The organism is Bartonella sp. TT110JLCBS (assembly GCF_042193405.1).
GTDB lineage: Bacteria > Pseudomonadota > Alphaproteobacteria > Rhizobiales > Rhizobiaceae > Bartonella.
Genome location: NZ_JBHILT010000008.1, coordinates 24008 through 47669, shown reverse-complemented (window position 1 = coordinate 47669; position 23662 = coordinate 24008). Strand labels below are relative to the sequence as shown.

The window sequence follows — 23662 nt, the reverse complement described above, 5'->3', positions numbered from 1 at the left end:
GATCATCATATGACCAAGATTACAACCAAAAATCCTGTTGTGTGTGCTGTTAATTGGAATAGATTACATGATGAGAAAGATCTTGAAGTATGGAACCGCTTAACTGGAAATTTTTGGTTGCCTGAAAAGGTTCCGCTTTCCAATGATATTCCCTCATGGTCAAGCTTAACGGATGAAGAACGCAAGCTAACAATTCGTGTTTTTACAGGATTAACGCTTCTCGATACAATTCAAAATACTGTAGGAGCCATTTCACTGTTGGCTGATGCGATAACAGAGCATGAGGAGGCGGTTTTGACGAATATTGCCTTCATGGAAGCGGTTCATGCACGTTCTTATTCCTCTATTTTTTCAACCCTTTGCTCGACGGTAGAAGTTGATGATGCATTTAGATGGTCGGAAGAAAATATTCATTTGCAGAAAAAGGCTAGATTAGTACTTGAACGTTATGAAGCAAATGATCCACTCAAGAAAAAAATTGCTTCTACTTTACTGGAAAGCTTTTTATTTTATTCTGGTTTTTATTTACCAATGTATTGGGCCAGCCGAGCTAAGTTAACCAATACAGCAGATCTCATTCGACTGATCATTCGTGATGAAGCTGTTCATGGTTATTATATAGGTTATAAATTCCAATTAGGCTTTGCAAAGCTTGATGAAGCCAAAAAGCAAGAAATTAAAGATTTTGCTTTTAACTTGCTCTTTGACCTTTATCATATCGAGTGCAAATATACTGAAGATCTTTATGATGCACTTGGATTGACGGAAGATGTTAAAATTTTTCTCCATTATAATGCAAACAAGGCTTTAATGAATTTGGGTTTTGAAGCTCTTTTCCCACCTGAGGTTTGTCATGTTAACCCCGCTATTTTGGCAGCTTTATCACCAAACTCTGACGAAAATCATGACTTTTTTTCAGGGTCTGGTTCTTCTTATGTCATTGGTAAGGCGGTTGCTACTACGGATGATGATTGGGAATTTTAATATTTGCATGTAAACAGAAGAGCGCGAGGTATCCCACAGAGATCTTTGCGCACTTCTAAACATTGAAAACCATTTTTTTCAAACAGATTGCAAACTTCATTTTCTTGAGAGAAACCAATTTCAACAGCGACATAGCCGTTTTCTTTTAAGTGGTTGGCTGCTTCATGGGCGAGTTTTCGATAAAAATCAAGACCATCTTCCCCTCCTATCAGAGCGCGCAATGGATCATATAAGCGCACTTCTTTTGCAAGTTTTTTGATATCTTTTGCGGGAATATAAGGTGGATTGGAAATAATGAAATCAAAGCGATCTGCGACAGAATCAAACCAGTCGCTAAGAAGAGGTGTGAAGCGGTGTGCTACTTCAGCATTTTTTGCATTTTTTTTCGCTGTTTTAAGGGCATCTTCAGAAATATCGACTGCCACCGCATAGGATTGGGGAATTTGTTTAAGGAGTGCAATGGCAATGGCGCCACTTCCTGTTCCCATATCAAGGAATGTTGTTCTTCTTGAATTTTCGACCTGTTTTTGGAGAAAAGGGAGAACAAGATCTATCAGCGTTTCTGTATCAGGGCGTGGTTCTAACGTCTCTTGAGACAATGTAAAAGATATACCATAAAATTCTCGTGCTCCTATAATACGGTAAACGGGTTCGCCTGCAATACGCCGTTGTAAAGCCTGTTCTATTTGTGTAATGTGCTCAGAAGTTAGAGGCATATCCGGTTGAGAAATTCTTTCAGCAGCATTTATTCCTGTTATCCATTCAACGAGTATTTTCGCATCGAGATTGGCTTCAGCAATTCCTTTCGTGCGCAATTTTTCTTGCATTTGCTGGATGACATTCTTGAAAGAATATTTGCTCAATTATTATCCATTTCCATCAGCAGTGTTGTTTGATGATCTGAGATGAGTGCATGAATAAGCTCATCAAGATCTCCCTCTAGAATGCGATCAAGCTTATACAAGGTTAGATTAATACGGTGATCCGTGACGCGTCCTTGTGGAAAATTATAGGTACGAATACGTTCTGAACGATCACCAGAACCAACTTGACTTTTACGGGAAGCTGAACGTTCACTTTCCGCTTTTTGTCGTTCGATATCGAATAAGCGTGCCCGTAAAATTTGAAGGGCTCGTGCTCGGTTCTGATGTTGTGATTTTTCTGCTTGTACGACCATAATTCCTGTTGGAATATGCGTGATACGAACAGCTGAATCCGTTGTATTAACATGCTGTCCTCCTGCTCCAGATGCACGCATTGTGTCGATACGAATATCTTCAGGACGAATATCGATATCAATTTCTTCAGCCTCTGGAAGCACAGCAACGGTAGAAGCAGATGTATGGATACGTCCACCTGTCTCTGTTTCGGGGATACGTTGCACACGATGAACCCCTGATTCATATTTCAATTTAGAAAAGACTCCTTTTCCTGAAATGGTAGCAATAATCTCTTTATATCCACCAACTTCCCCCTCACTGATTGAAATAACTTCTACTTTCCAATTGTGAGCATGGGCATAACGTTCATACATGCGGAAAAGATCACCGGAAAAAAGTGCTGCTTCTGATCCACCCGTTCCTGCTCGAATTTCAACAATAGCGTTTTTTTCATCAGCAACATCTTTAGGCAAAAGCAGAATTTGGAGTTCTTTTTCAAATTGCTCTACTTTTTTATATAACGATGGTAGCTCTTCTTGGGCAAGATTACGCATCTCTATATCTGTTTGTTTATCGTTGATAATCGTTTCTAATTCTGTAATCTCTTCGTAAAGAGCATTTAATGCGCGTATAGAGGCAATAACGGGTTGTAGTTCTGCATATTCAGAAGCTAATTTGACATATGTTTCAGCATTTGGATTCGTCGTCATTTGGCTTTCAATTATTTCAAAGCGCTTTTCAAGCTGTCTCATACGATCTTGTGGCAAAGAAACCATGATAATATTGGCCTAATTTTTCATAATACAATTTTTATAGTATTTTGTTGCAATGATTTTTTGTTATAATATTGGCAATGAATTACCGCATAGCATCATACAAAAAGAGGTAATAAAGCAATTCTTTTTTTTTGCCAATGAAAACTATTATATTTTAAAGGTAAATTTTTATAAAATTTGATTTGCCAGAGGTCTTTTATCTAATGATATATAATCATTTTTTTAAGAGTTTTTTTCCGTAAAGCTCAAGGCGATGATTAATAATATCATAGCCAAGGGATTTTGCAATTTCCTCTTGCAGTTTTTCAATAACATCAGAATGAAACTCGATAACTTGTCCTGTTTCTATATCAATGAGATGATCATGATGTTGCCCATCTGCTTGTTCAAAACGAGATGGACCACCACTAAAAGTATGCCGATGGATTGTTCCATTTCCTTCTAATGTTTTCATGGTTCGATAAACCGTCGAGAGTGAAATACTCGAATCCACTTTGTTTGCACGCTGAAAAATTTCAAATGCATTGGGATGATCATTTGTATCATTCAAAATATCAAGAATAATACGTCGTTGGCGTGTTACTCTTAAACCAGCTGTGCGTAATTCTTGCTCATAATTTCGCTTTTTATTCATTTGCATAGTTTGCTTTTCAAACAAAGGTTCCATGACAGTGTTTGTATTTTTTCTCTGAACCGCAAGGACAACGCTCATTACGTCCAACTTTTCCCCATGTGGTTATATCATTAGGGTCACGATCTTGTGGATTAACAAATCTATTTTCTTGTGATCTTGCCCATAAGGTGGGACCATTTTCTTGACTTTGATCATTAAAGATAGAAGAAGCAGCATCAGTTTGCTCAGGCATGGTCGGTTCTGTGGAGTGTTGAATAATTTCAAAGCGCATAAGTTTAGAAGTGACAATTTTGCGCAAATTTTTCAACATACTTTGAAAGAGTTCAAAAGATTCTGTCTTATATTCATTGAGTGGATCCCGTTGAGCATAACCACGAAAACCAACAACAGAACGCAAATGATCTAGACTTACCAGATGTTCACGCCATAACGTGTCAATAGTTTCGAGCAATACTGCTTTGTGAAAATAAGCCATAACTTCTGGAGAGTAACGTTCAGTACGCTCATTTTCAAGTTTTGTAACAGCATCTGAGATACGCTCTAGAATTTGCTCTTCGGCAATTCCGTCTTCTTTTGCCCATTCTTCCACTGGAAGCTCAAGATTAAAGAGGTGTTGAAGCTCTTCTTCGAGAGTTTTTGCATCCCATTTTTCAGAATATGTCCCTGAAGGAATATAGGCCTCTACAAGATCCTCTACGACTTCATCGCGCATTTCATGGATCATTTCTGTTAAATCATCTGCGTTCATGACCTCCATACGCTGTTCAAAAATAACCTTGCGTTGATCATTCATGACATCATCATATTTTAGCAGATTTTTACGAATTTCAAAGTTTCGTGCTTCGACCTTTTTTTGTGCTTTTTCAAGGGCTTTATTAATCCATGGATGGATAATGGCTTCATTTTCTTTCAATCCAAGTTTTTGCAGCATACCATCCATACGGTTAGAGCCAAAGATACGCATAAGATCATCTTGAAGAGAGAGAAAGAATTTTGAGCGACCAGGATCACCTTGGCGACCAGAACGTCCACGAAGCTGGTTATCAATACGACGGCTTTCATGACGTTCAGTAGCGATAACATAAAGCCCTCCAGCTGCTAAAGCTTTTTCTTTAAGCTTCTGAACATCTTTTTTGATTTCTTCAATTTTAGCTGTGCGCTCTGGACCTTCAGGGATATCCTGTAACTCTTGCCGGATGCGCATTTCAACATTACCACCAAGCTGTATATCCGTACCGCGTCCCGCCATGTTGGTTGCGATGGTGAGAGCTCCAGGAACTCCTGCTTGCGCAATGATGTATGCTTCTTGCTCGTGATAGCGAGCATTTAAGACTCTAAAACCGGTAATGCCCTCTTTTCGCAAACGCTCTGCCAATTGTTCTGACTTTTCAATAGAGGTTGTTCCAACAAGAATAGGCTGTTCTTTTTCGTGTGCTTGACGGATATCACGCACAATTGCTCGATATTTCTCTTCTGCTGTTCGATAAATCTCATCATCTTCATCAATACGTTGTATTGGCAAATTTGTAGGGACTTCAACAACGTCAAGACCATAAATATTTCTGAATTCTTCGGCTTCTGTTGTTGCCGTTCCAGTCATGCCAGATAATTTTCTATACATACGGAAGTAATTTTGGAAAGTGATGGAAGCAAGTGTCTGGTTTTCTGGTTGAATAGCAACATGCTCTTTAGCTTCTAAAGCTTGATGAAGTCCTTCAGAATAACGTCGCCCAGGCATCATTCGCCCTGTAAATTCGTCAATAATAACGATTTCATCATTGCGAACAATGTAATCTTTATCGCGAGAAAACAGTTTATGGGCTTTTAGAGCATTATTGACATGATGAACGATAGCGACATTTTCTATGTCATAAAGACTTTCACCTTTAAGATGCCCAGCTTGTTCAAGCAGTTTTTCAATTTTTTCAGTACCAACTTCGGTAAAGGTCGTTGTTTTTTGTTTTTCGTCTATTTCATAGTCCTCTGGAGTTAAGGCAGGAATAAATGTATCAATAAGGTTATAGAAGTCAGTACGATCTTCTAGAGGACCAGAAATAATAAGGGGGGTACGGGCTTCATCAATAAGAATCGAATCAACTTCATCGACAATTGCGTAATGATGTCCACGTTGGACCATTTGACTACGATCGAAGGCCATATTATCCCGCAAATAATCAAAACCTAGTTCATTATTTGTGGCGTAGGTGATGTCGCATGCATAGGCCTCTCGGCGGGCATCACTATCAAGGTCATGAAGAATCACGCCCGTTGTAAGTCCTAGAAAACTAAAAATTTTTCCCATTGTTTCAGCATCACGACTAGCGAGATAATCGTTTACTGTCACAACATGAACGCCTTTACCCTCCAATGCATTGAGATAAATTGGTAGAGTTGCCATTAATGTTTTACCTTCACCTGTACGCATTTCAGCTATGCCACAGTCGTGAAGGACCATTCCACCAATAAGTTGTACGTCAAAAGGACGCATGTCATAAACACGTTTTGCGGCTTCACGAACAGTTGCGAAAGCTTCTGGTAAGAGCAAATCAACACTTTCACCTTCACGAAGACGTTTACGAAAGGCATCTGTTTTTTGGCAAAGCTGCTCATCACTTAATTTTACGAATTGTTCTTCCAAAGCATTAATTTGTGCAACTTTTTGGCGGAGTGCTTTGAGATGTCGCTCATGAGCAGAACCAAAAAACTTACGGGCAAAAACACCTAAACTGACCATCTCTGGCCCTTTCTTTTAATTGTTGTCACTCTTGTTGGGTAATTCATACGCTTTCCCCATACTCTACATTTTTTTCAAGTTATCTGATATCATTAGAGACATCATGAAATGCAGATGGTACCATTATACTTGCTGGTGTGCAATTTTCCACTTTAATTGTAAAGTAGAGATAAGAGGCTAAGCGCTCTATGTCAACTTTAAGTATGCTATTTAATTGATACAATACAAAGTAATTTAAGATACAATATGTCATTTTTCTCTATTATCATGTTTTTCATCTGCATTAGATAGGATTGGAGAAACTGAGATAAAAGGACAATTTTATACTTTTTTGAAATAAATTACCAATTTATTTCTCTATGTTTAAAGATTAAAGTGTTATGGTAAAGAAAATTGGAATCTTGAACCTGCCTTCATTTTTAAGGAGTATATTTATGAAATTTAACTTTATCACGCTGTTTTTAGCATCAACTTTATTGGCAAGTACAAGTTTAGGGGTGAAAGCCCAAGAAGGTTTGAATTCATCGTCGAATGATTTAAAGACTTTAGAGAAAGCTTCTGAAAAATCCGTTTCTCCTTCTCATATTATGGCGGTTATTGATGGGAAAAATATTACAGCAGGCCAATTAGATGATTTAGCGCTTGAAATAAATCCTAATTTAGCACGTTTTCCTGATGAACAACGCCGTATGATGGTTCTAAAAGCTTATTTAGATATGCAGGCACTTGCAAAAGCAGCAAGAAGCAAAGGTCTTGATAAGACAGAAGCTTACGATAAACGTATGGCAGTCATGCGTGACAATGTTCTTCAGCAGCTTTATTTTAAACAGGCGATTGTTGACAAAATATCGGACACTGATTTGGAAGCTCTTTATAAGCAAGAAGTTGCGGCTTTACCTAAAGAGGATGAGGTTAAAGCGCGTCATATTTTGGTCAAAACGAGAAAAGAGGCAGAAGCTATCATTAAGCATTTGAATAAAGGCGAAAATTTTGAAGAGATTGCAAAGAAAAGTTCAACAGATGGTTCTGCTGCCGTTGGGGGTGATCTTGGTTATTTTAGCCATGGTCAAATGGTCAAGCCTTTTGAAGATGCAGCATTTGGTTTGAAAGTTGGCGAATACACGAAACAACCCGTTGAAAGTCCTTTTGGTTGGCATATTATTAAATTAGAAGATCGTCGTGTAAAACAACCGCCTGCATTTGATGATGTTAAAGAGATGTTGCGGACACAGCTGATAAAAAAGCGCTATCAAGAACTGATTGTTGATTTGCGTAGCAAGATAGATGTGAAATACCCTGATCCTAATGTTACAAAAATCATGGAATCGCTTCATCAAAATGGGACGCTACTTCCCGATGAGACATCCGATGAAGAAGATACGGAGTAGCTAGGAAAAATAGGTGGATAGCCTCTTTAATAGATAATTTGCTAGGTTAGTTTTGTTCAAAAAAACTAGCAGTTTTCTATGAGAGGTTATTGATCTGCAATCATTTCATTCGTTTTTATAGAAAGCATATTGTGGTTTTGAAAATTTCTCCTTTGTCGCCTCAAAAGATCCAGGAGCTTTCTCCTTTATCTGGTGTACGGATAGCAACAGCTGAAGCTGGGATTAAATATAAAAATCGTACAGATCTTCTTTTCATCATATTCGATAAACCAGTGAGTGTGGCCGGTGTTTTTACCCGTTCAAAATGTCCATCTGCCCCTGTAGAGCATTGTCGTGCATCGCTTCCTCATGGGGTTGCGAGGGGGGTTATTGTGAATTCTGGAAATGCAAATGCTTTTACAGGAAGCAAAGGAAAGCACACAACCAATGCAATCATCTGTGCAGCAGCGAACGCTTTAAAGGTTAGAGAAGATGAAATTTTTATAGCTTCTACGGGTGTTATTGGTGAGCCAATGGATGCATCGGGTATTGTCAATCTGTTACCCAGTATGACAGAGACAGCAGAAGAGGGAAATTGGTTGGAAGCTGCAAAAGCCATAATGACAACGGACACATTTCCAAAACTTGCTACGTGCACTTTTGACTGTGGGGGAGAGCATGTTACCATTAATGGAATTGCAAAAGGTGCTGGTATGATTGCACCCGATATGGCGACAATGCTGTCATTTGTGGTTAGTGATGCTACCATTTCTTCGGATGCACTCCAATCCATGTTGTCAGAGGCGGTTCAGAGCTCTTTCAATTCAATCACGGTTGATAGCGATACCTCAACATCAGATACACTCATGATGTTTGCGACAGGAAAAGAAAATTTTCCTTGCATTAGATGTAAAACAGATCCGCGTTATGAAGTGTTCTCAAAGCACTTGAGTGCACTTTTGCATGAGCTTGCGTTACAAGTGGTGTGTGATGGTGAAGGTGCTCGTCATTTAATTGAAGTTAATGTAATTGGTGCTACAACAAACGATGCTGCAAAAACGATTGCTCTCTCAATTGCAAATTCACCCCTTGTAAAAACAGCAATTGCCGGTGAAGATGCCAATTGGGGGCGGGTTGTTATGGCAGTGGGTAAGGCAGGTGTTGAAGTAGACCGTGATCTGTTAACGATTTGGTTTGGTGAACATCGTTTGGCGATTAATGGCGAACGAGATCCTGAGTATTGTGAAGAAGCAATAGGTACTTATATGCAAAGTAAACACATAACAATTCGTGTTGATATCGGTTTGGGTAATGGTACGGCGACAGTTTGGTCTTGCGATTTAACAAAAGGGTACGTTATGATCAACAGCGATTATAGAAGTTAACGAATGCACTTTATATTTAACAACTTATTATTTTCAGAGAAAATGGGGTATGTGAGCTCTTTTAGGAGCAGAGGGGATATGATAGAAAAGACAGTTATCTTTATGTTCCCTATTGGGGAGTGATATGTGTATAAAAAGTTCCATTCTTCTTGTTGTTGCATGCGCATTGTTCGATCAGAATAATCGTGTTTTGCTTACACAGCGTCCTGAAGGAAAATCACTGGCTGGTTTATGGGAGTTTCCTGGTGGAAAGGTTGAGCAAGGTGAAACTCCAGAAATTTCATTGATTCGTGAACTAGAAGAGGAGCTTGGTATTTATGTTCAACCAAATAATTTACACCCTTTAACGTTTGCGAGCCATAGCTATGAAACATTTCATCTCTTAATGCCATTGTATCTTTGTTACCATTATGAGGGCGTTGCGCAAGGACGAGAAGGGCAAAATTTAGAATGGGTTTTTATTAATGATCTTGATAAATACCCTATGCCTAATGCTGATAAACCATTGGTTCAGGTATTGAAAAATCATCTTCTTTAATGTGTTATAAGAAGCAAATATTGTTTAAATATAATTCAATATATTGATTTAAAATGATAATTTTAAATTTTCATGTTGAATGAGGAAGTTCAGAGTCGTAAAAATTTTTCTCATTTCAAATCTGTTTTATGTTAAATTAATCAAAACCATTCTTTTGCCCGTTCCAAGCGGAGAGGGTCATGTGGATAAAGTTATTTAAGAAAAAAATAAAATACGTGCTGAAAAAACGCTCTCCAACAACTAGGGGGTATCGCAATATTGAGAATGGGCAAAAGTGTATAATGGTTCCTTTGTACGCTTCATAAGCATAAAAATGGTGGTAGATAATGGATTTATACTTTTTGCGATTATCATTGAGAGATTGTCTTGGATGCACCGAAAAATATTAGGAGTATTTATTTCATAATAGCTTATGATTGATAATTATACATTATCGCTTCATTATTTCTCTTGATGCTCTATTGTTTCTCAATCAAAAAAATTCAATAACGTACTCATAAAAAGGGTAGTATGTAATGTGAAAAATAATTTTAAACTGAATAAAATATATGGCTAATGAACTATTAAATATAAAAGAAAAACATGAAGAGAAGAGTACTTAGGGGATTGTATTATAGTATGAGAGATGAGGAAAAAGCTATCTGACTTAAGTATATAAATGAGAAATACAAATTAATGTGAGAGTGTTTTATGAAGTTTATATATTTCATTCAGAATGGAAGAGATAAAAATATAAGGAATTGTGCAATCTTCATTTTTTTTGAAAAGAATACGCTCATTTCTCTATTGGTTTGTAATAAAGGTGTTTGAAACAGTGAAATATGATAATATCGAAAACGCTGATTCAAATGGTGTCATACGAGTTTATGATTATAATTAACTGTATGATATTTTAATACATATTATTCAGTAAGCCTGTTGATGAGTCTTTACACTATTTAAAGATAGGCGAATATTAATAAAGACTTCTAAATGAATATTGGATATGAGCTTTAAGAAAAGATCAAAAATGCTCTTTTCGAACAATGGGGGCACACCCCTCATATAATACAGAACGCTATTGCGTTGCATATTTATGAGATTGTTTTAAAAAGGCATTTCTTAAAGTACCCAAGTCCATTTCGCACTGGCGCCTGAATGGTATAACGATAAAGCCATTGAGCACCACCATCTTTACGCTTATGAAGGAGTAAGCTGGTCCCAATGTTATTATGATAGCTCTTGGTATTTGAGAGCATTCAGAAGGGATATTTTTATTTATACATCAATTTCGCTTGCGATAAACAGGCAAGCGATTTTGATTGATTCAACATAAAAACAGATTTGAAATAAGAGAATTTTACGATATTTAGAATGCTTGACGCAGAGTGAATGATGGATAATTATCCTTATAAATCAATTTATTGTATAATAAAAACATTCAATTAATTTTTTATAAGAGGTATATATTAAGTCTCCTAAATTGGACGGCGTTTTGCGATGGGATATTGATTTTTTTTAGCGATACGCGTAATTGCCTGTTCCAATGGCTCGATCATAACGTCCATAGAAAAACCACTTGCATGAATAATATTTTCATGATCAACCATAATAGCAACATGACCTTTCCAAAAAATCAAATCGCCTCGTTGAAGTTTATCAGTGTCTGTAAGAAGCTTGCCTATAGTTTTTTGCTGCATATCAGTGTCACGTAAAACTATTTGACCGGTCATCATCATCGAGAGTTGGATGAGTCCTGAACAATCAATTCCAAAACCGCTGACCCCACCCCAAAGATAAGGTGTACGGATAAAGGTTTCTGCAACCGTAACATAATCTTCATATACGCGTCCAATGGGGCTGAGATGGTTCGTAATGATTGCTGTTCCATTTTCAAGAATAGAATACCGTGTGTCACGGATTTCAATTTCATCAGCAACACTGACTTTGCTTCCCATAGATAAAGGGAACTCTATCGGTCCATGTAAGTCAGCTTGTAAATATTTAAATGTGCGTGGTACCGAAACCACATGCGTTTGTTTTATGGTTGATGTACAAAGAACTTTTGTATCAATATAACCAACATAACCATCTTTGAGTGATTGTCCCCACGACATTGTTTCCCCTTGTTCAAAAATGAGAAGTTCTTCTCCGAATAAGCATTCTGTTTGTCTTTCACTTTTTTTATTATTTTCTTTAAAAAGTCCAGCAACCGGTGTATTAACGCGTCTTTTTTCACCTTGAACAAAGCGCTGAGCGGTAATTTCTGTTTCAAGACGTTGATCTGCTAGATCATCTCTGAATGCATGGAGTCTTGGGTCTTTAGAGTTCATCTTTTTGCTTTCCATTTTTTTGTTTCTCACCTTTAAATAAACTCATGGAAACTCTATTGGTAAGGTTTCTATCTTCAAACACAACTAAGAACACAGTTTAAAACGATAGCAATTGTTCTTGAAATTGCAAAATTGTCCATTTTTGTGGATATTTTGTGTCAAAATTCATTTTTTAAAAATATTATAAAGGGCACGAATAGTTTGTGCTGATCCACCAATAGGGTACCCTGGTTTTTCTTTTGGAACCCACCCATAAAGGTCGAAATGCGCAAAATGTTCAGCTTTTTCAACAAAAGAATTAAGAAATAAAGCAGCTGTTATAGAACCAGCAAAGCTATTTCCAGTTACATTGTTAAGATCAGCAATTGGTGATGATAACATCTCTTGGTAAGGTTTCCAAAGGGGCATTTGCCAAAGAGGATCAAAGACAGCATGAGCAGATTCAGAAATTTGTTGTGCCCATATTGAATCATTACAATAAAATGCGGGAAGATCTGGTCCTAATGCTATACGGGCTGCCCCTGTTAAAGTAGCCATACAAAGCATGAATTGTGGACTTTCTTCATCACCATAGGTGAGTGCATCGGCAAGAACAAGTCGCCCTTCAGCATCTGTATTGCCTACTTCAACACTTAAGCCTTTACGACTTTTGAGAATATCGCTTGGTCGGTAAGCATTCGCAGAAATTGCATTTTCTACGGCTGGAATCAAAACACGGAGACGGAAAGGCAATTTTGCATCCATGATAAGTTTAGCCAATCCCAAAACGTTTGCCCCACCCCCCATGTCTTTTTTCATAAGCAACATGTTATTGGCTGATTTAATATCGAGTCCTCCAGTATCAAAAGTTACGCCTTTGCCCACCAACGTTATTTTAGGATGATGTTCTTGCCCCCAGAGTAACTCAATCAATCGTGGTGCAGTACTGCCTGCTCGTCCCACGGCATGAATCATTGGAAAGTTATGGGTTAAGAGATCATCTCCACAAATACTTTGGACATGAGCACCATAAATTTTCCCTAGTTGCCGAGTTTCTTCTTCGAGAGCGTCAGTGTTCATATCATTGGCTGGAATATTAATGAGATCACGGACGAAAAAGACAGCTTCATAAATTCGTTGGAGTTCATTAAGATCAACGGCCTCATTGACATGGATGGATAATGATTTGAAAGAAGAATTTTGACGATAGCGATTAAATTGATAGCTACCAAATGCCAATCCAAGATAGGTATTTATTTCATCAGAGGTTGTACCTTCTAAATGCCATTGACCAGCAGGAAGTTTTTGAGCAAGAACTCCTGTGATAAAAGGATCGTTACCATCGCCAATTCCAAATAAAACTTTTTTTAAATGCCCCGTTTCGTGAGGAACAAAGAGTATTTGTCCTGCTTTGCCAGTAAAGTCATTAACTTTTATCCATGCTGTTGTTGATGCATCAAGTGATAAGTTAGCAAGACTTCTTTGGTTTACCAAGATGATAGGGCAACTGTTATCGATACGCGTTGAGGTAAAATGAATGTGGTGGTGCTGCATAGTTATGAGATCCTTATAGTCGTCTAAGTGCGACATATTCAACCAAATGATTTTTTCCCTTTCGTAGAATGAGATTTGACCGTGGTCGTGTTGGCAATATATTTTCCTGTAAATTTTTTAAATTAATCGTTTGCCAAAGATCCTCAGCGATTTTTGAGGCTTCTTTTTCATTGAGGTGGGCATAACGGTGAAAATAGGATTCAGGATTTTGAAAAGTTGTTTTACGCAAACGTTTAAAGCGCTCCAAATACCAGTGACGAATGATTTCTGTTTCGGCATCGACATAGATTGAAAAATCAAAAAAATCTGATACGAAAGGAATAGCTTTTCCATCTTTAGGAAGATCACTGACCTGTAATACATTAATACCTTCAACAATTAAAATATCAGGACGATCGATGGTAATTGTCTGATTTTCTAGAACATCATAGGTCATATGTGAGTAAAGTGGGGCACGGACATTTCCGATACCTGCTTTTATAGCCGAAAGAAAGCACAGCAGTTTTTTAATGTCATAGGAATCAGGAAATCCTTTACGATTCATACGATTTTTTTGCTGTAAGATTGCGTTAGGATAGAGAAAACCATCCGTTGTGATTAGATCAACTTTAAGACTAGATGTCCAACGTTTCAACAGTTCTTGAAGAATGCGAGCCGTGGTTGATTTTCCTACAGCTACAGAACCAGCAATTCCAATAATAAAGGGCGTTTTTCTACTCTCTTCTTGATGGAGAAACTGCTGACGTTTGTGAAAAAGTTCCTGTACTGCTTCAACATGGCATGATAACAGACGCGATAAAGAAAGATAAATGCGTTGGACTTCTTTAAGATCGATAGGATCATCAATAGAGCGTAAACGCTTAATTTCATCAAAAGTCAAAGTAAGAGGTGTGTCTTCACGAAACTCTGACCATTCTTGTGCAGTAAAAACACGATAGGGTGAATATCGGTCAGAAACGGATTTGACCAGATTATCTTTCTGATTAATTTTTTGTATAGTCGTATCAATCATTTGTATTTGTCGAGATTTTTTTGCAGCAGCAATTGATTAAGAGCAGACAAAAGAGCGGCTTTATTTTCAAATAAATTTTGTTTTGCATGCTCTCTTCTTTTAAGATAATAGATCATTTTTCATTAACTTATAGTCCAGTCATTCCAGTTTGCACGGATTTGTGCTAATGAGTACCCTTGCGCCAAAAAAGCCCATAAAAGTAGACGCGCTTTTACGGCTGATAAATAACCAGACATGAGAGCACCAGAAGCAATCATATCGATTTCTGAGCCTTTATAGCCATAAGTTATACGAGTTGTTGAGCCATTACAACAACGACTAGCAATAATAATTGGTATTTTTTGTGCATATTGTTGTACAAGGTCTGCTTCTTGAAAACTACAGTGTCCTGAACCAAAACCAGCTATAACAAGCCCAGCATAATACCCACTTTCAAGGCAGAATCTCATTAATTGTGCATCAGATGATAAAGAGGAATAGAGGAGTGCAATTTGATGATCGTGATTTTGGGGAAGATCAAACGTTTTTGGGAAAAATTTTCGATCATTAAAATAAATGAGTTTTCCTTCTAAAATAGTTCCCAAAATACCTGCGAGGCCTGATTGAAATGTTTCAATTTTGACGGTATGGCTTTTATACAGCCAATAAGGTGAATGAATTGTGTCATTGATGACAACGAGAACGCCCCTGTTACGACTTTGTGGGGCTGCCGCGACACGAGTTGCTGCTAAAATATTAGCTGGTCCATCAGCGCCTGCTTCATGAGGCATACGCATAGCACCAGTTATAATGAGTGGTTCAGCTTCCTTCCAGTAAAGAGAAAGAAAAAAAGCTGTTTCTTCCAGAGTATCAGTACCTTGCGTTAAAACAATACCTTCTGCACCAGCGTTTATTTGTTGTTTTGCCCAAGCGATTATTTCAAAAAGAATTTTAAAAGATAAAGATCCACTTGGCATTTGTATTAATGTTTGTGCATGAATATCAGCAACATCATTTAAATTAGGAACATTTTTTATGAGGTTATCTGAGGTTAAAGTCGGTTGCATATGGCCAGAACTATCAGCAGTCATTGCAATTGTTCCACCTAAGGTTCCTATGGCTATTTTTTTCATAATTTTCCTCTAAAGGGTACAAACTGTTTAAATAAAGCTATTTAGCAGTAATTTACATTGACAACAATGATATCATTTTTTCAATTTTAAAAAATTGAGTTATGCTGAATCATTGTGTTTTTCTGTATATGTTCTTAAATAGGACAATAGTAATTGAGTTTTACATTGTATGAAAAGACAATATTAAAAAGAAAAGTTAATATTAAGGAGTTTCCTTATGATAGAACATAAGCCAGACATAATGTATGGTACAACGATTATTACGGTACGAAAAGGTGGCAAAGTTGTGATGGCTGGTGACGGTCAGGTCTCTCTTGGACAAACGATTATGAAAGGCAATGCACGTAAAGTCCGTCGTCTTGGAAAAAGCGGAGTGGTTGTTGCTGGTTTTGCAGGTGCTACGGCAGATGCTTTTACATTACTGGAGAGATTGGAAACAAAGCTTGAGCAATATCCTGATCAGCTTATGCGTGCATGTGTAGAACTTGCAAAAGATTGGCGAACAGATCGCTATTTGCGTCGTCTTGAAGCGATGATGCTCGTGGCTGATAAGAAAGTAACTTTGGCTCTAACAGGGCTTGGTGATGTCTTAGAACCAGAAGATGGGGTTATGGCAATTGGCTCTGGAGGAAATTTTGCTCTTTCGGCTGCGCGGGCACTCATGGACTTGGATTTGGATGCAGAAACTATTGCTCGTAAAGCTATGGCTATTGCCGCTAAAATTTGTGTTTACACCAATGATCATTTTACGATTGAAACATTGGATGCAGAATTATCTTCTTTAGAGAAAGCTATTTAAATGTGTGTTGTATTTTCCCCTCGTGAGACTGTTTCAGAACTTGATCGTTTTATTATTGGCCAAAATGATGCCAAACGCTCTGTAGCTATTGCACTGCGCAATCGGTGGCGTAGGCAACAGCTTGATGAGCCGATGCGTGAAGAAGTTATGCCAAAAAATATTTTAATGATAGGGCCAACAGGTGTTGGTAAAACAGGAATCGCACGTCGATTAGCAAAACTTTCTGGAGCACCTTTTGTGAAAGTAGAAGCGACGAAATTTACTGAAGTTGGTTATGTGGGACGTGATGTTGAGCAAATTATTCGAGATCTTGTTGAAATTGCCATTTCTCTTGTACGTGAAAAGAAACGGGATGAAATAAAAGAAAAGGCTCACGTGAATGCTGAAGAGCGCGTTCTAGACGCCCTTGTTGGTAAAACAGCAAGTCCTGCTACCCGTGATAGTTTTCGTAAAAAATTGCGTGAAGGTGAATTGGATGAGAAAGAGATTGAAATTGAAGTAGCCGATAATAATAGCAATAGTGCTTCAACCTTTGATATTCCTGGTATGCCTGGGGCACAAATGGGTATTATGAATTTATCAGATATTTTGGGCAAAATGGGCAGTCGTACAAAAGTCCGTAAAACGACAGTAAAGGATTCTTTTAAACCGCTCATTGATGATGAATCTGAAAAACTCCTTGATCAGGAGCAAATTATTCAAGAGGCGCTTCGTGTTGCTGAAAATGATGGTATTGTTTTTATTGATGAAATTGATAAAATTGCAACCAGAGACGGTGGAGCAAGTGTTGCGATTTCGCGTGAGGGCGTTCAACGTGATCTTTTGCCTTTGGTGGAAGGAACAACAATTGCTACAAAATATGGGCAAATCAAAACAGATCATATTCTTTTTATTGCCTCAGGTGCATTTCATGTTTCCAAGCCATCTGATTTATTACCGGAACTTCAAGGACGTTTGCCCATCCGTGTGGAGCTGAACCCTTTAACAAGGGAAGATTTACGGCGCATTCTAACGGAACCAGAAGCTAGTTTGATTAAACAATATATCGCTCTTATGGCAACGGAAGAGGTTCATTTGGAAATTACCGATGATGCAATTGATGCTTTAGCAGATATTGCTGTAGATTTAAATGCAAGGATTGAAAATATAGGGGCACGTCGTTTGCAAACAGTGATGGAGCGCGTTTTGGATGAGATTTCTTTCACTGCACCTGATAAAGCTGGAACATCGTTTAAAATTGATGCTGCTTACGTGAGAAAATCTATTGGCGAGCTTGCTGCTGATATCGATCTTTCACGTTTTATTCTTTGAAAGTTATTGCTTGTTCTGTTTATCTGCGTGCTTCGATAATTTTGAAACCATGGGCTTGTTCATGTATCAACACTGTGCGGAAAATATTTTTTAATAATGTTTCATAAGGCAGGTGGCGGTTTGCAACAAAAAGCAGACTGCCGCTTGGCTTTAAGCACTTTGCAGCATTTATAATAAAATTTTTTCCTAATGCAACATCTGTTGTTTGTTGTGTGTGAAACGGTGGATTTGAAATGATTGTGTCATATAGATTTGTGATAGGTTCATGTACAAGGTCATGCCAATAAAAATGAATTGGAAAAGGAGCTGTTATGGATTTAAGGTGCTGTTTTGCTGCTCTCAAAGCATTGTAGTCTGCTTCATAAAGGTCTAGAGCGGTGAGTTTTTCACTTCTTTCAAGCGCAACGTGAGAAAGATAACCCCATCCAGCACCAAAATCAGCCGTTTTTCCAGAAATAACTTTGAGCATATAAGAAGCAAGGGCAGCAGATCCTGGATCAATACGTCCGTGTGAGAACATACCAGAAGTGGTTTGAAATTTACCAAAAGTGAGCGGTGGTGAGCGCAATTGCGCAATGTTATGTCTCTCAATTTGTTGAGGAACTTGCAACCAAAATACAAGACCATGATTTTTAGACAATTTATTGGTGATGGGAACAATTGTTTTGACCCATTTCATCATTGAAGCAGCACCAGCAGTTTTATTCCCACTGATTACAATCCATCCATTGGGTTTAACGCATTCTAATAAATCAAGAAAACAATTTTGGTTCAAACCACGATATTTGCTCAAATGTAAAAATGCACCATCATAGCTGAAAGTTTTATCTATTTGAGGAGAGCAGTGAAATTGAGTATCGACAAATTTTAAAAAATCTGGTCGCCAAGGCGTAATAACTTTTAAATTTTGTGCCCATTCTGGAGCTGGGATTTGTGTTAAACCAAAACTTAGCCAACACTGGTTTGGATCAGGATACGGGAGTTCATGATTTTCAAAAGGCAAAAATAATAACACATATGACTCTTTCAAAGAAAAATGCCACTCCAATATTGGGATGGCATTTCATGATACGATAAGAGGAAAAACTTACTCTTCTTTCTTACGGCGGCGCTTATTTTCAGGTTGTTTTTTTTCATCCACGCACTTTTCTTCATTCATCGCTTTATCACCGGTGATTTCCTTTCCGGTTGTTTGATCAACGACCTTCATTGATAACCGAACTTTTCCACGCTCATCAAAGCCCATTAATTTAACCCAAACTTTGTCACCTTCTTTTACAATATCTGTTGTTTTGGTGACGCGTTCTGATGCAAGCTGAGAGATATGAACGAGTCCATCACGAGAACCAAAGAAGTTTATAAATGCACCAAATTCTGCAGTTTTTACAACTGTTCCTTGGTAGATAGCACCAACTTCAGGCTCATCGACAATAGAATGGATCCAACGTTTTGCTGCTTCAATGGTTTTAGCATCAGCAGAAGCAATTTTAATGGTACCATCATCTTCAATATTAATTTTTGCTCCAGTTTGTTCCACGATTTCCCGAATAACTTTACCACCAGAGCCGATAACATCACGGATTTTATCGACAGAAATATTCATAACTTCGATTCGTGGAGAAAATTCACTCAGCTCAGCACGTGCACTGGTTAAAGCTTTCCCCATCTCATTAAGGATATGGATTCGTCCACCTTTGGCTTGTTCAAGCGCGATTTTCATAATCTCTTCGGTAATACCATCAATTTTGATATCCATTTGCAAGGCAGTAATACCATTTTCTGTTCCTGCGACTTTAAAATCCATATCTCCAAGATGATCTTCATCCCCTAAAATATCAGAAAGAACAGCAAAGCGTTCTCCTTCTTTAATCAAGCCCATAGCAATACCAGCAACAGGGCGTGCTAGAGGAACACCAGCATCCATAAGAGCAAGTGAGGTTCCACAAACCGTTGCCATAGAAGAAGAGCCATTGGATTCAGTGATTTCTGAGACAGCACGAATGGTATAAGGAAAAGATTCTTTCGTTGGTAACATGGGGTGAATTGCCCGCCATGCCAATTTGCCATGTCCAATTTCACGACGACCTGGAGAACCAAGGCGTCCCGTTTCACCCACTGAAAATGGTGGAAAATTGTAATGGAGAAGGAATGTTTCCTTATACATTCCTGTCAAAGAATCAACATATTGTTCATCTTCACCAGTTCCCAATGTTGCAACGACAATCGCTTGTGTTTCTCCGCGGGTAAAGAGTGCTGATCCATGTGTGCGGGGTAAAATACTCACTTCTGATTGGATAGGGCGTACGGTAGAAAGATTGCGTCCATCAATCCGCTTTTGGGTATCAAGAATGTTTCCGCGAACAATTTTTGCTTGCAACTGTTTAAATACGGTTGCAATTTGATCTGCACTAAATTGACAGTCTTTTTCTGGTTCTGGCATAAATTTATTGAGGATTTCTGTCTTTAGTGCATCAATTGCAGCATAACGTTCTTGCTTATCAGTAATTGTGTAAGCCTTTCGTATATCCTGTTCTGCCATTTTCTGCATCGCTTTTTCAAGCTCAGAAAGATCTTCAGGAACAAAATCACGAGGATCTTTTGCAGCAACTTCAGCAAGCTTTATAATGGCATCAAGGACAGGTTGAAGGCCTTTGTGACCAAACATTACGGCCCCCAACATGATATCTTCCGGTAATTCTTGTGCTTCTGATTCAACCATCAAAACAGCACTTTCTGTTCCAGCAACAACAAGATCAAGTTTTGATTCAGGCATTTCATCGATATGAGGATTAAGAATATATTGTCCATTACAATAGCCAACGCGGGCACCGGCTATAGGCCCCATGAAAGGAACACCTGACAGGGTCAATGCCGCAGAAGATGCAATCATCGCAAGGATATCGGGATTGTTTTCGAGATCATGCTGTATAACGGAAACAATAACTTGTGTATCATTTTTATATCCCTCAACGAAAAGGGGACGAATTGGGCGATCAATCAAACGTGAAACCAAAGTTTCATTTTCACTTGGTCGACTTTCACGTTTTAAATAGCCCCCAGGTATTCGACCAACAGCATAGGATTTTTCTTGATAATTAACGGTGAGTGGAAAAAAGTCCTGGTCTGGTTTTGGGATTTTGGCCGATACAACGGTTGCTAAGACAATAGTTTCTCCATAGGTAGCAATCACTGCACCATCAGCTTGACGCGCTATTTTCCCTGTTTCAAGGGTGAGCGGACGCCCGGCCCATTCAATTTCTATCTTGTGCGTTTTGAACATTTTTTATCCTTAATGACCAGTGTTTAAATCTTTGATTGCTCACATTCTGGTTTTGCGTAGCATACTTCCAAGATCTGGGGTGGACAACATACTTTTTATCTTTGTTGCGAGAAAAGAGAAGTAAACTGCTTAAATGCGAAACGATGAGCAGTTCTATCCCATAATAACTTATCAGTTTTTAAAATTTTTAATTAAAAGCAACACGTTGAAAAAATGGGTGTTTTTTTAATACCACTTCCATTTTTCTTTTAGCGACGCAAACCTAACTTCTTTATAAGTGTCTGATAACGATTTTGGTCAACTCCTTTAAGATAATCAAGAAGACGCCGACGTTGAGATACCATCTTCAAAAGACCACGACGAGAATGATTATCTTTTTTGTGAGATTTAAAGTGGTTTGTTAAATTAGAAATACGTTCAGAAAGTACAGCAATTTGCACTTCTGGTGATCCTGTATCACCAACTTTGTTTGCGTATTCTGCGACAAGAGCTTTTTTACGTTCAGCTGTAATCGACATCGTATTATCCTTTCCAAAAACGAAGAAACATAAAGCCACCCATAGCCGAGATGTCGTTCAGCAAGGGTCTGTGAGAAAACAGGAAAAGTCGAAGACTCTTACCTATTTTCGTTCTTATATAGGAAAGAAGGTTAAAATACTAGTCCTTGACAGCATTTTGAAGTCTTTCTTTAAATAAAAGCTTTTGTTTTGAAATATTGATTTAAATAGAGTTTTATGAGAAGTGTTTTAAACAATTATGCATCCTTTTGATACAAAGATTATGAGTGTGTGTGAGTGGTAACAAAAGTGATAAATAGCGTTGGAGGGAAAAGATGCAGAGCATTTCAACATTAAAACTTTTTCGTAATTCGGTATTTCGAAATTTATGGTCATCTACTCTTATTTCTAATTTAGGGGGGCTGATACAAGCTGTTGGAGCAGGGTGGTTAATGGCGTTGATTAGTTCTTCGCATTCCATGGTTGGGCTAGTTCAAAGTGCCACAACATTACCACTTGTTATGTTTTCTTTGATGGCAGGGGCATTAGCTGATAATTTTAATCGGCGTCAAATTATGTTGTGTGTACAGATTATGATGATGGTCATATCGATGAGTTTATCTGTTTTAGCCTATATGGGATTTCTAACACCTTGGCTTTTGTTATGTTTTACGTTTTTGATTGGATGTGGCACAGCTTTTTATAATCCTTCTTGGCAAGCAACGATAGGAGATATTGTGAGCAGGGAAAATATTCCTGCTGCTGTTAGTTTGAATAGTGTCGGCTTTAATTTGATGCGGAGTGTTGGTCCTGCGATTGGTGGTGCCATCATTGCAACTTTAGGGGCATCGGCTGCTTTTTTGTTTAATGCTATAAGCTATATTCCTCTTATTGGTGCGTTGTTTTTCTGGAAGTCGAATTATGAAAACAACTCATTGCCACGAGAAAGGCTGTTAGGAGCTGTCTCAGATGGTTTGCGTTATGTTGCGATGTCACCTAATCTCTTAAGTATTATGGTTCGAGCGTTCCTTTTTGGTATAGGAGCAACTTCTATTTTAGCACTTTTGCCAATTGTTGCGCATAAAGTTCTTGGAGGAAGTGCCCTTCTTTATGGTACATTGCTCGGTTGTTTTGGGTTAGGAGCCATGACAGCAGGTATTATTAATGCAGTTGTACGGCATCATTTTCGTTCAGAAACAATTATTGCAAGTGCATTTATTGGTTTCGCCTTTTCTTGCTTTTTATTGGGAATCAGTCGTTCACTGATTATAAGCCATATTGCTTTATTTCCTGCAGGGTTATGTTGGGTTTTGGCCTTATCATTGTTTAATACATCTGTACAACTCTCTACACCACGCTGGGTTGTTGCACGTTCTTTAGCTCTTTATCAAACGGCATCTGCCGGGGGGATGGCTATTGGAAGTGCAATCTGGGGAGGTTTAGCTGATGGTTATTCTCCAACAATTGCTTTGAGCGTTTGTTCTTTATTCTTGATTTTTGGTGCTCTTGCAGGGGTAAAATTTAGAATTCAAGAAATTCCTCAGATAGATTTAAATCCTCTTGATCATTTTAGAGAGCCGGAATTATTACTCGACCTCAAAGCAAGAAGTGGCCCGATTATGATAATGATCGATTATAAAATTCATGAAAATGATCTTGAAGAGTTTCTCAAAGTGATGACGCGTCGACGCCCTCCGCCACAGCACTTTTATAGTGCTATAACTTTTTGATTTTATATGACTTTTTTAAAGGTTCGGGATAAATAAATAAAGGTTCGGGAATAGGATTTTCACACTTTCCTTTACAAAGCGCATTCTTTTTGCCAGCTTTCTCTAATAATTTTTTTAATAGTTCTAAATCTTCTTGTGAAATAATGTTTATCAGTCTAGAAAACATACCAACAGTTTCACATCTGAAAATATCAGAAGGCTTTATAATGAAACTCTTGCGACAAGAATCCGACTCTCTTCTCAAAATTTCTGCTACCTCTTGATCTAAAGCATAGAGTTCAATTATCTTTTCCTCCAATCCTACAGGAACAGATCTTTTGCCAATTTCTACAGATGATAAAAATGCTACAGATATATCTAATTTTTTAGCCATATCTAAAAGGCGTTCTGAATGATCAATGCGAAGTTTGCGTAAGGTTTTACCAAATGGTGTTAACATCAAAAAAGTCCTGTTAGAGAAAAAATATTTCTTCTGATTCTAACAAATCTTTTTATGAT

17 protein-coding genes and 2 pseudogenes are annotated in these 23662 nt (G+C 38.0%); 7 read left to right on the top strand and 12 right to left on the bottom strand.

The features are described 5' to 3' along the window. The first annotated feature begins 9 nt into the window (after positions 1–9). The gene (gene nrdF / locus ACFILW_RS04915) at positions 10–984 is read left to right on the top strand and encodes a class 1b ribonucleoside-diphosphate reductase subunit beta (RefSeq protein WP_375685268.1); all 975 of its coding nucleotides are present in this window, start codon (positions 10–12) and stop codon (positions 982–984) included. Here nrdF and prmC read toward each other — a convergent pair. From prmC to secA, 4 genes are all read right to left on the bottom strand, one after another. Beyond that, on the bottom strand, positions 981–1847 hold the full coding sequence (gene prmC / locus ACFILW_RS04910; protein ID WP_375685267.1) for a peptide chain release factor N(5)-glutamine methyltransferase: 867 nt from the start codon (positions 1845–1847) through the stop codon (positions 981–983). The two genes, nrdF and prmC, sit on opposite strands and share 4 nt — an antisense overlap. Further along, positions 1844–2920 carry a peptide chain release factor 1 gene (prfA, locus tag ACFILW_RS04905; RefSeq protein WP_375685266.1) on the bottom strand — a complete coding sequence of 359 codons (1077 nt, stop codon included), beginning with the start codon at positions 2918–2920 and terminating at the stop codon, positions 1844–1846. The genes prmC and prfA overlap by 4 nt, the downstream gene beginning before the upstream one ends. A gap of 214 nt (positions 2921–3134) precedes the next feature. Continuing rightward, the gene (locus ACFILW_RS04900; protein ID WP_375623002.1) at positions 3135–3632 is read right to left on the bottom strand and encodes a Fur family transcriptional regulator; all 498 of its coding nucleotides are present in this window, start codon (positions 3630–3632) and stop codon (positions 3135–3137) included. Further along, a complete protein-coding gene (secA, locus tag ACFILW_RS04895) occupies positions 3571–6288 on the bottom strand; it encodes a preprotein translocase subunit SecA (RefSeq protein WP_375623004.1) in 2718 nt (905 codons plus the stop codon). Before secA ends, ACFILW_RS04900 begins: the two co-directional genes overlap by 62 nt. Positions 6289–6722: 434 nt before the next feature. On the opposite strand from secA, the gene ACFILW_RS04890 reads away from it, so the two are divergent. From ACFILW_RS04890 to mutT, 3 genes are all read left to right on the top strand, one after another. Next, positions 6723–7676: a peptidylprolyl isomerase gene (locus tag ACFILW_RS04890; protein WP_375623006.1), complete on the top strand. Its 954-nt coding sequence runs from the start codon at positions 6723–6725 to the stop codon at positions 7674–7676. A gap of 131 nt (positions 7677–7807) precedes the next feature. Beyond that, the gene (gene argJ, locus ACFILW_RS04885; protein ID WP_375685265.1) at positions 7808–9040 is read left to right on the top strand and encodes a bifunctional glutamate N-acetyltransferase/amino-acid acetyltransferase ArgJ; all 1233 of its coding nucleotides are present in this window, start codon (positions 7808–7810) and stop codon (positions 9038–9040) included. Between the two features lie 124 nt (positions 9041–9164). After that, a complete protein-coding gene (mutT, locus tag ACFILW_RS04880; protein ID WP_375623010.1) occupies positions 9165–9578 on the top strand; it encodes an 8-oxo-dGTP diphosphatase MutT in 414 nt (137 codons plus the stop codon). 1457 nt (positions 9579–11035) lie between these two features. Here the strand turns inward: mutT and ACFILW_RS04875 are convergent. The 4 genes from ACFILW_RS04875 to ACFILW_RS04860 form a co-directional block, all read right to left on the bottom strand. Next, positions 11036–11890, bottom strand: a complete 855-nt coding sequence (locus ACFILW_RS04875; RefSeq protein ID WP_375685264.1) for an NlpC/P60 family protein — start codon at positions 11888–11890, stop codon at positions 11036–11038. A gap of 165 nt (positions 11891–12055) precedes the next feature. Beyond that, the gene (locus ACFILW_RS04870; RefSeq protein WP_375685263.1) at positions 12056–13423 is read right to left on the bottom strand and encodes a M17 family metallopeptidase; all 1368 of its coding nucleotides are present in this window, start codon (positions 13421–13423) and stop codon (positions 12056–12058) included. A gap of 13 nt (positions 13424–13436) precedes the next feature. Beyond that, complete coding sequence (coaA, locus tag ACFILW_RS04865; protein ID WP_375685262.1) at positions 13437–14435, bottom strand: type I pantothenate kinase; 999 nt, start codon at positions 14433–14435, stop codon at positions 13437–13439. A 122-nt stretch (positions 14436–14557) separates the two neighbouring features. Beyond that, on the bottom strand, positions 14558–15547 hold the full coding sequence (locus ACFILW_RS04860; RefSeq protein WP_375685261.1) for an asparaginase: 990 nt from the start codon (positions 15545–15547) through the stop codon (positions 14558–14560). A gap of 217 nt (positions 15548–15764) precedes the next feature. Between ACFILW_RS04860 and hslV the strand changes: the two genes are divergently transcribed. Further along, entirely contained in the window at positions 15765–16346 is a 582-nt protein-coding gene (hslV, locus tag ACFILW_RS04855) for an ATP-dependent protease subunit HslV (protein ID WP_375685260.1), read from the top strand. After that, entirely contained in the window at positions 16347–17657 is a 1311-nt protein-coding gene (gene hslU, locus ACFILW_RS04850) for an ATP-dependent protease ATPase subunit HslU (RefSeq protein WP_375623021.1), read from the top strand. Between the two features lie 19 nt (positions 17658–17676). Here hslU and ACFILW_RS04845 read toward each other — a convergent pair whose 3' ends face one another. The 3 genes from ACFILW_RS04845 to rpsO all read right to left on the bottom strand — a co-directional run bounded on the left by ACFILW_RS04845 (position 17677) and on the right by rpsO (position 21455). Continuing rightward, positions 17677–18672, bottom strand: coding sequence for a class I SAM-dependent methyltransferase (locus tag ACFILW_RS04845; RefSeq protein ID WP_375613304.1), 996 nt, complete (start codon positions 18670–18672; stop codon positions 17677–17679). A 72-nt stretch (positions 18673–18744) separates the two neighbouring features. Then, entirely contained in the window at positions 18745–20937 is a 2193-nt protein-coding gene (gene pnp, locus ACFILW_RS04840) for a polyribonucleotide nucleotidyltransferase (RefSeq protein WP_375611820.1), read from the bottom strand. 248 nt (positions 20938–21185) lie between these two features. After that, complete coding sequence (gene rpsO / locus ACFILW_RS04835) at positions 21186–21455, bottom strand: 30S ribosomal protein S15 (protein ID WP_375611819.1); 270 nt, start codon at positions 21453–21455, stop codon at positions 21186–21188. Positions 21456–21769: 314 nt separating this feature from the next. Here rpsO and ACFILW_RS04830 point away from each other — a divergent pair. Then, a pseudogene (locus tag ACFILW_RS04830) lies at positions 21770–23125 on the top strand (MFS transporter); the annotation flags it as partial. A gap of 124 nt (positions 23126–23249) precedes the next feature. Here the strand turns inward: ACFILW_RS04830 and ACFILW_RS04825 are convergent. Next, positions 23250–23603 (bottom strand): annotated as a pseudogene (locus tag ACFILW_RS04825) (helix-turn-helix domain-containing protein); the annotation flags it as partial. Positions 23604–23662: the final 59 nt, after the last annotated feature.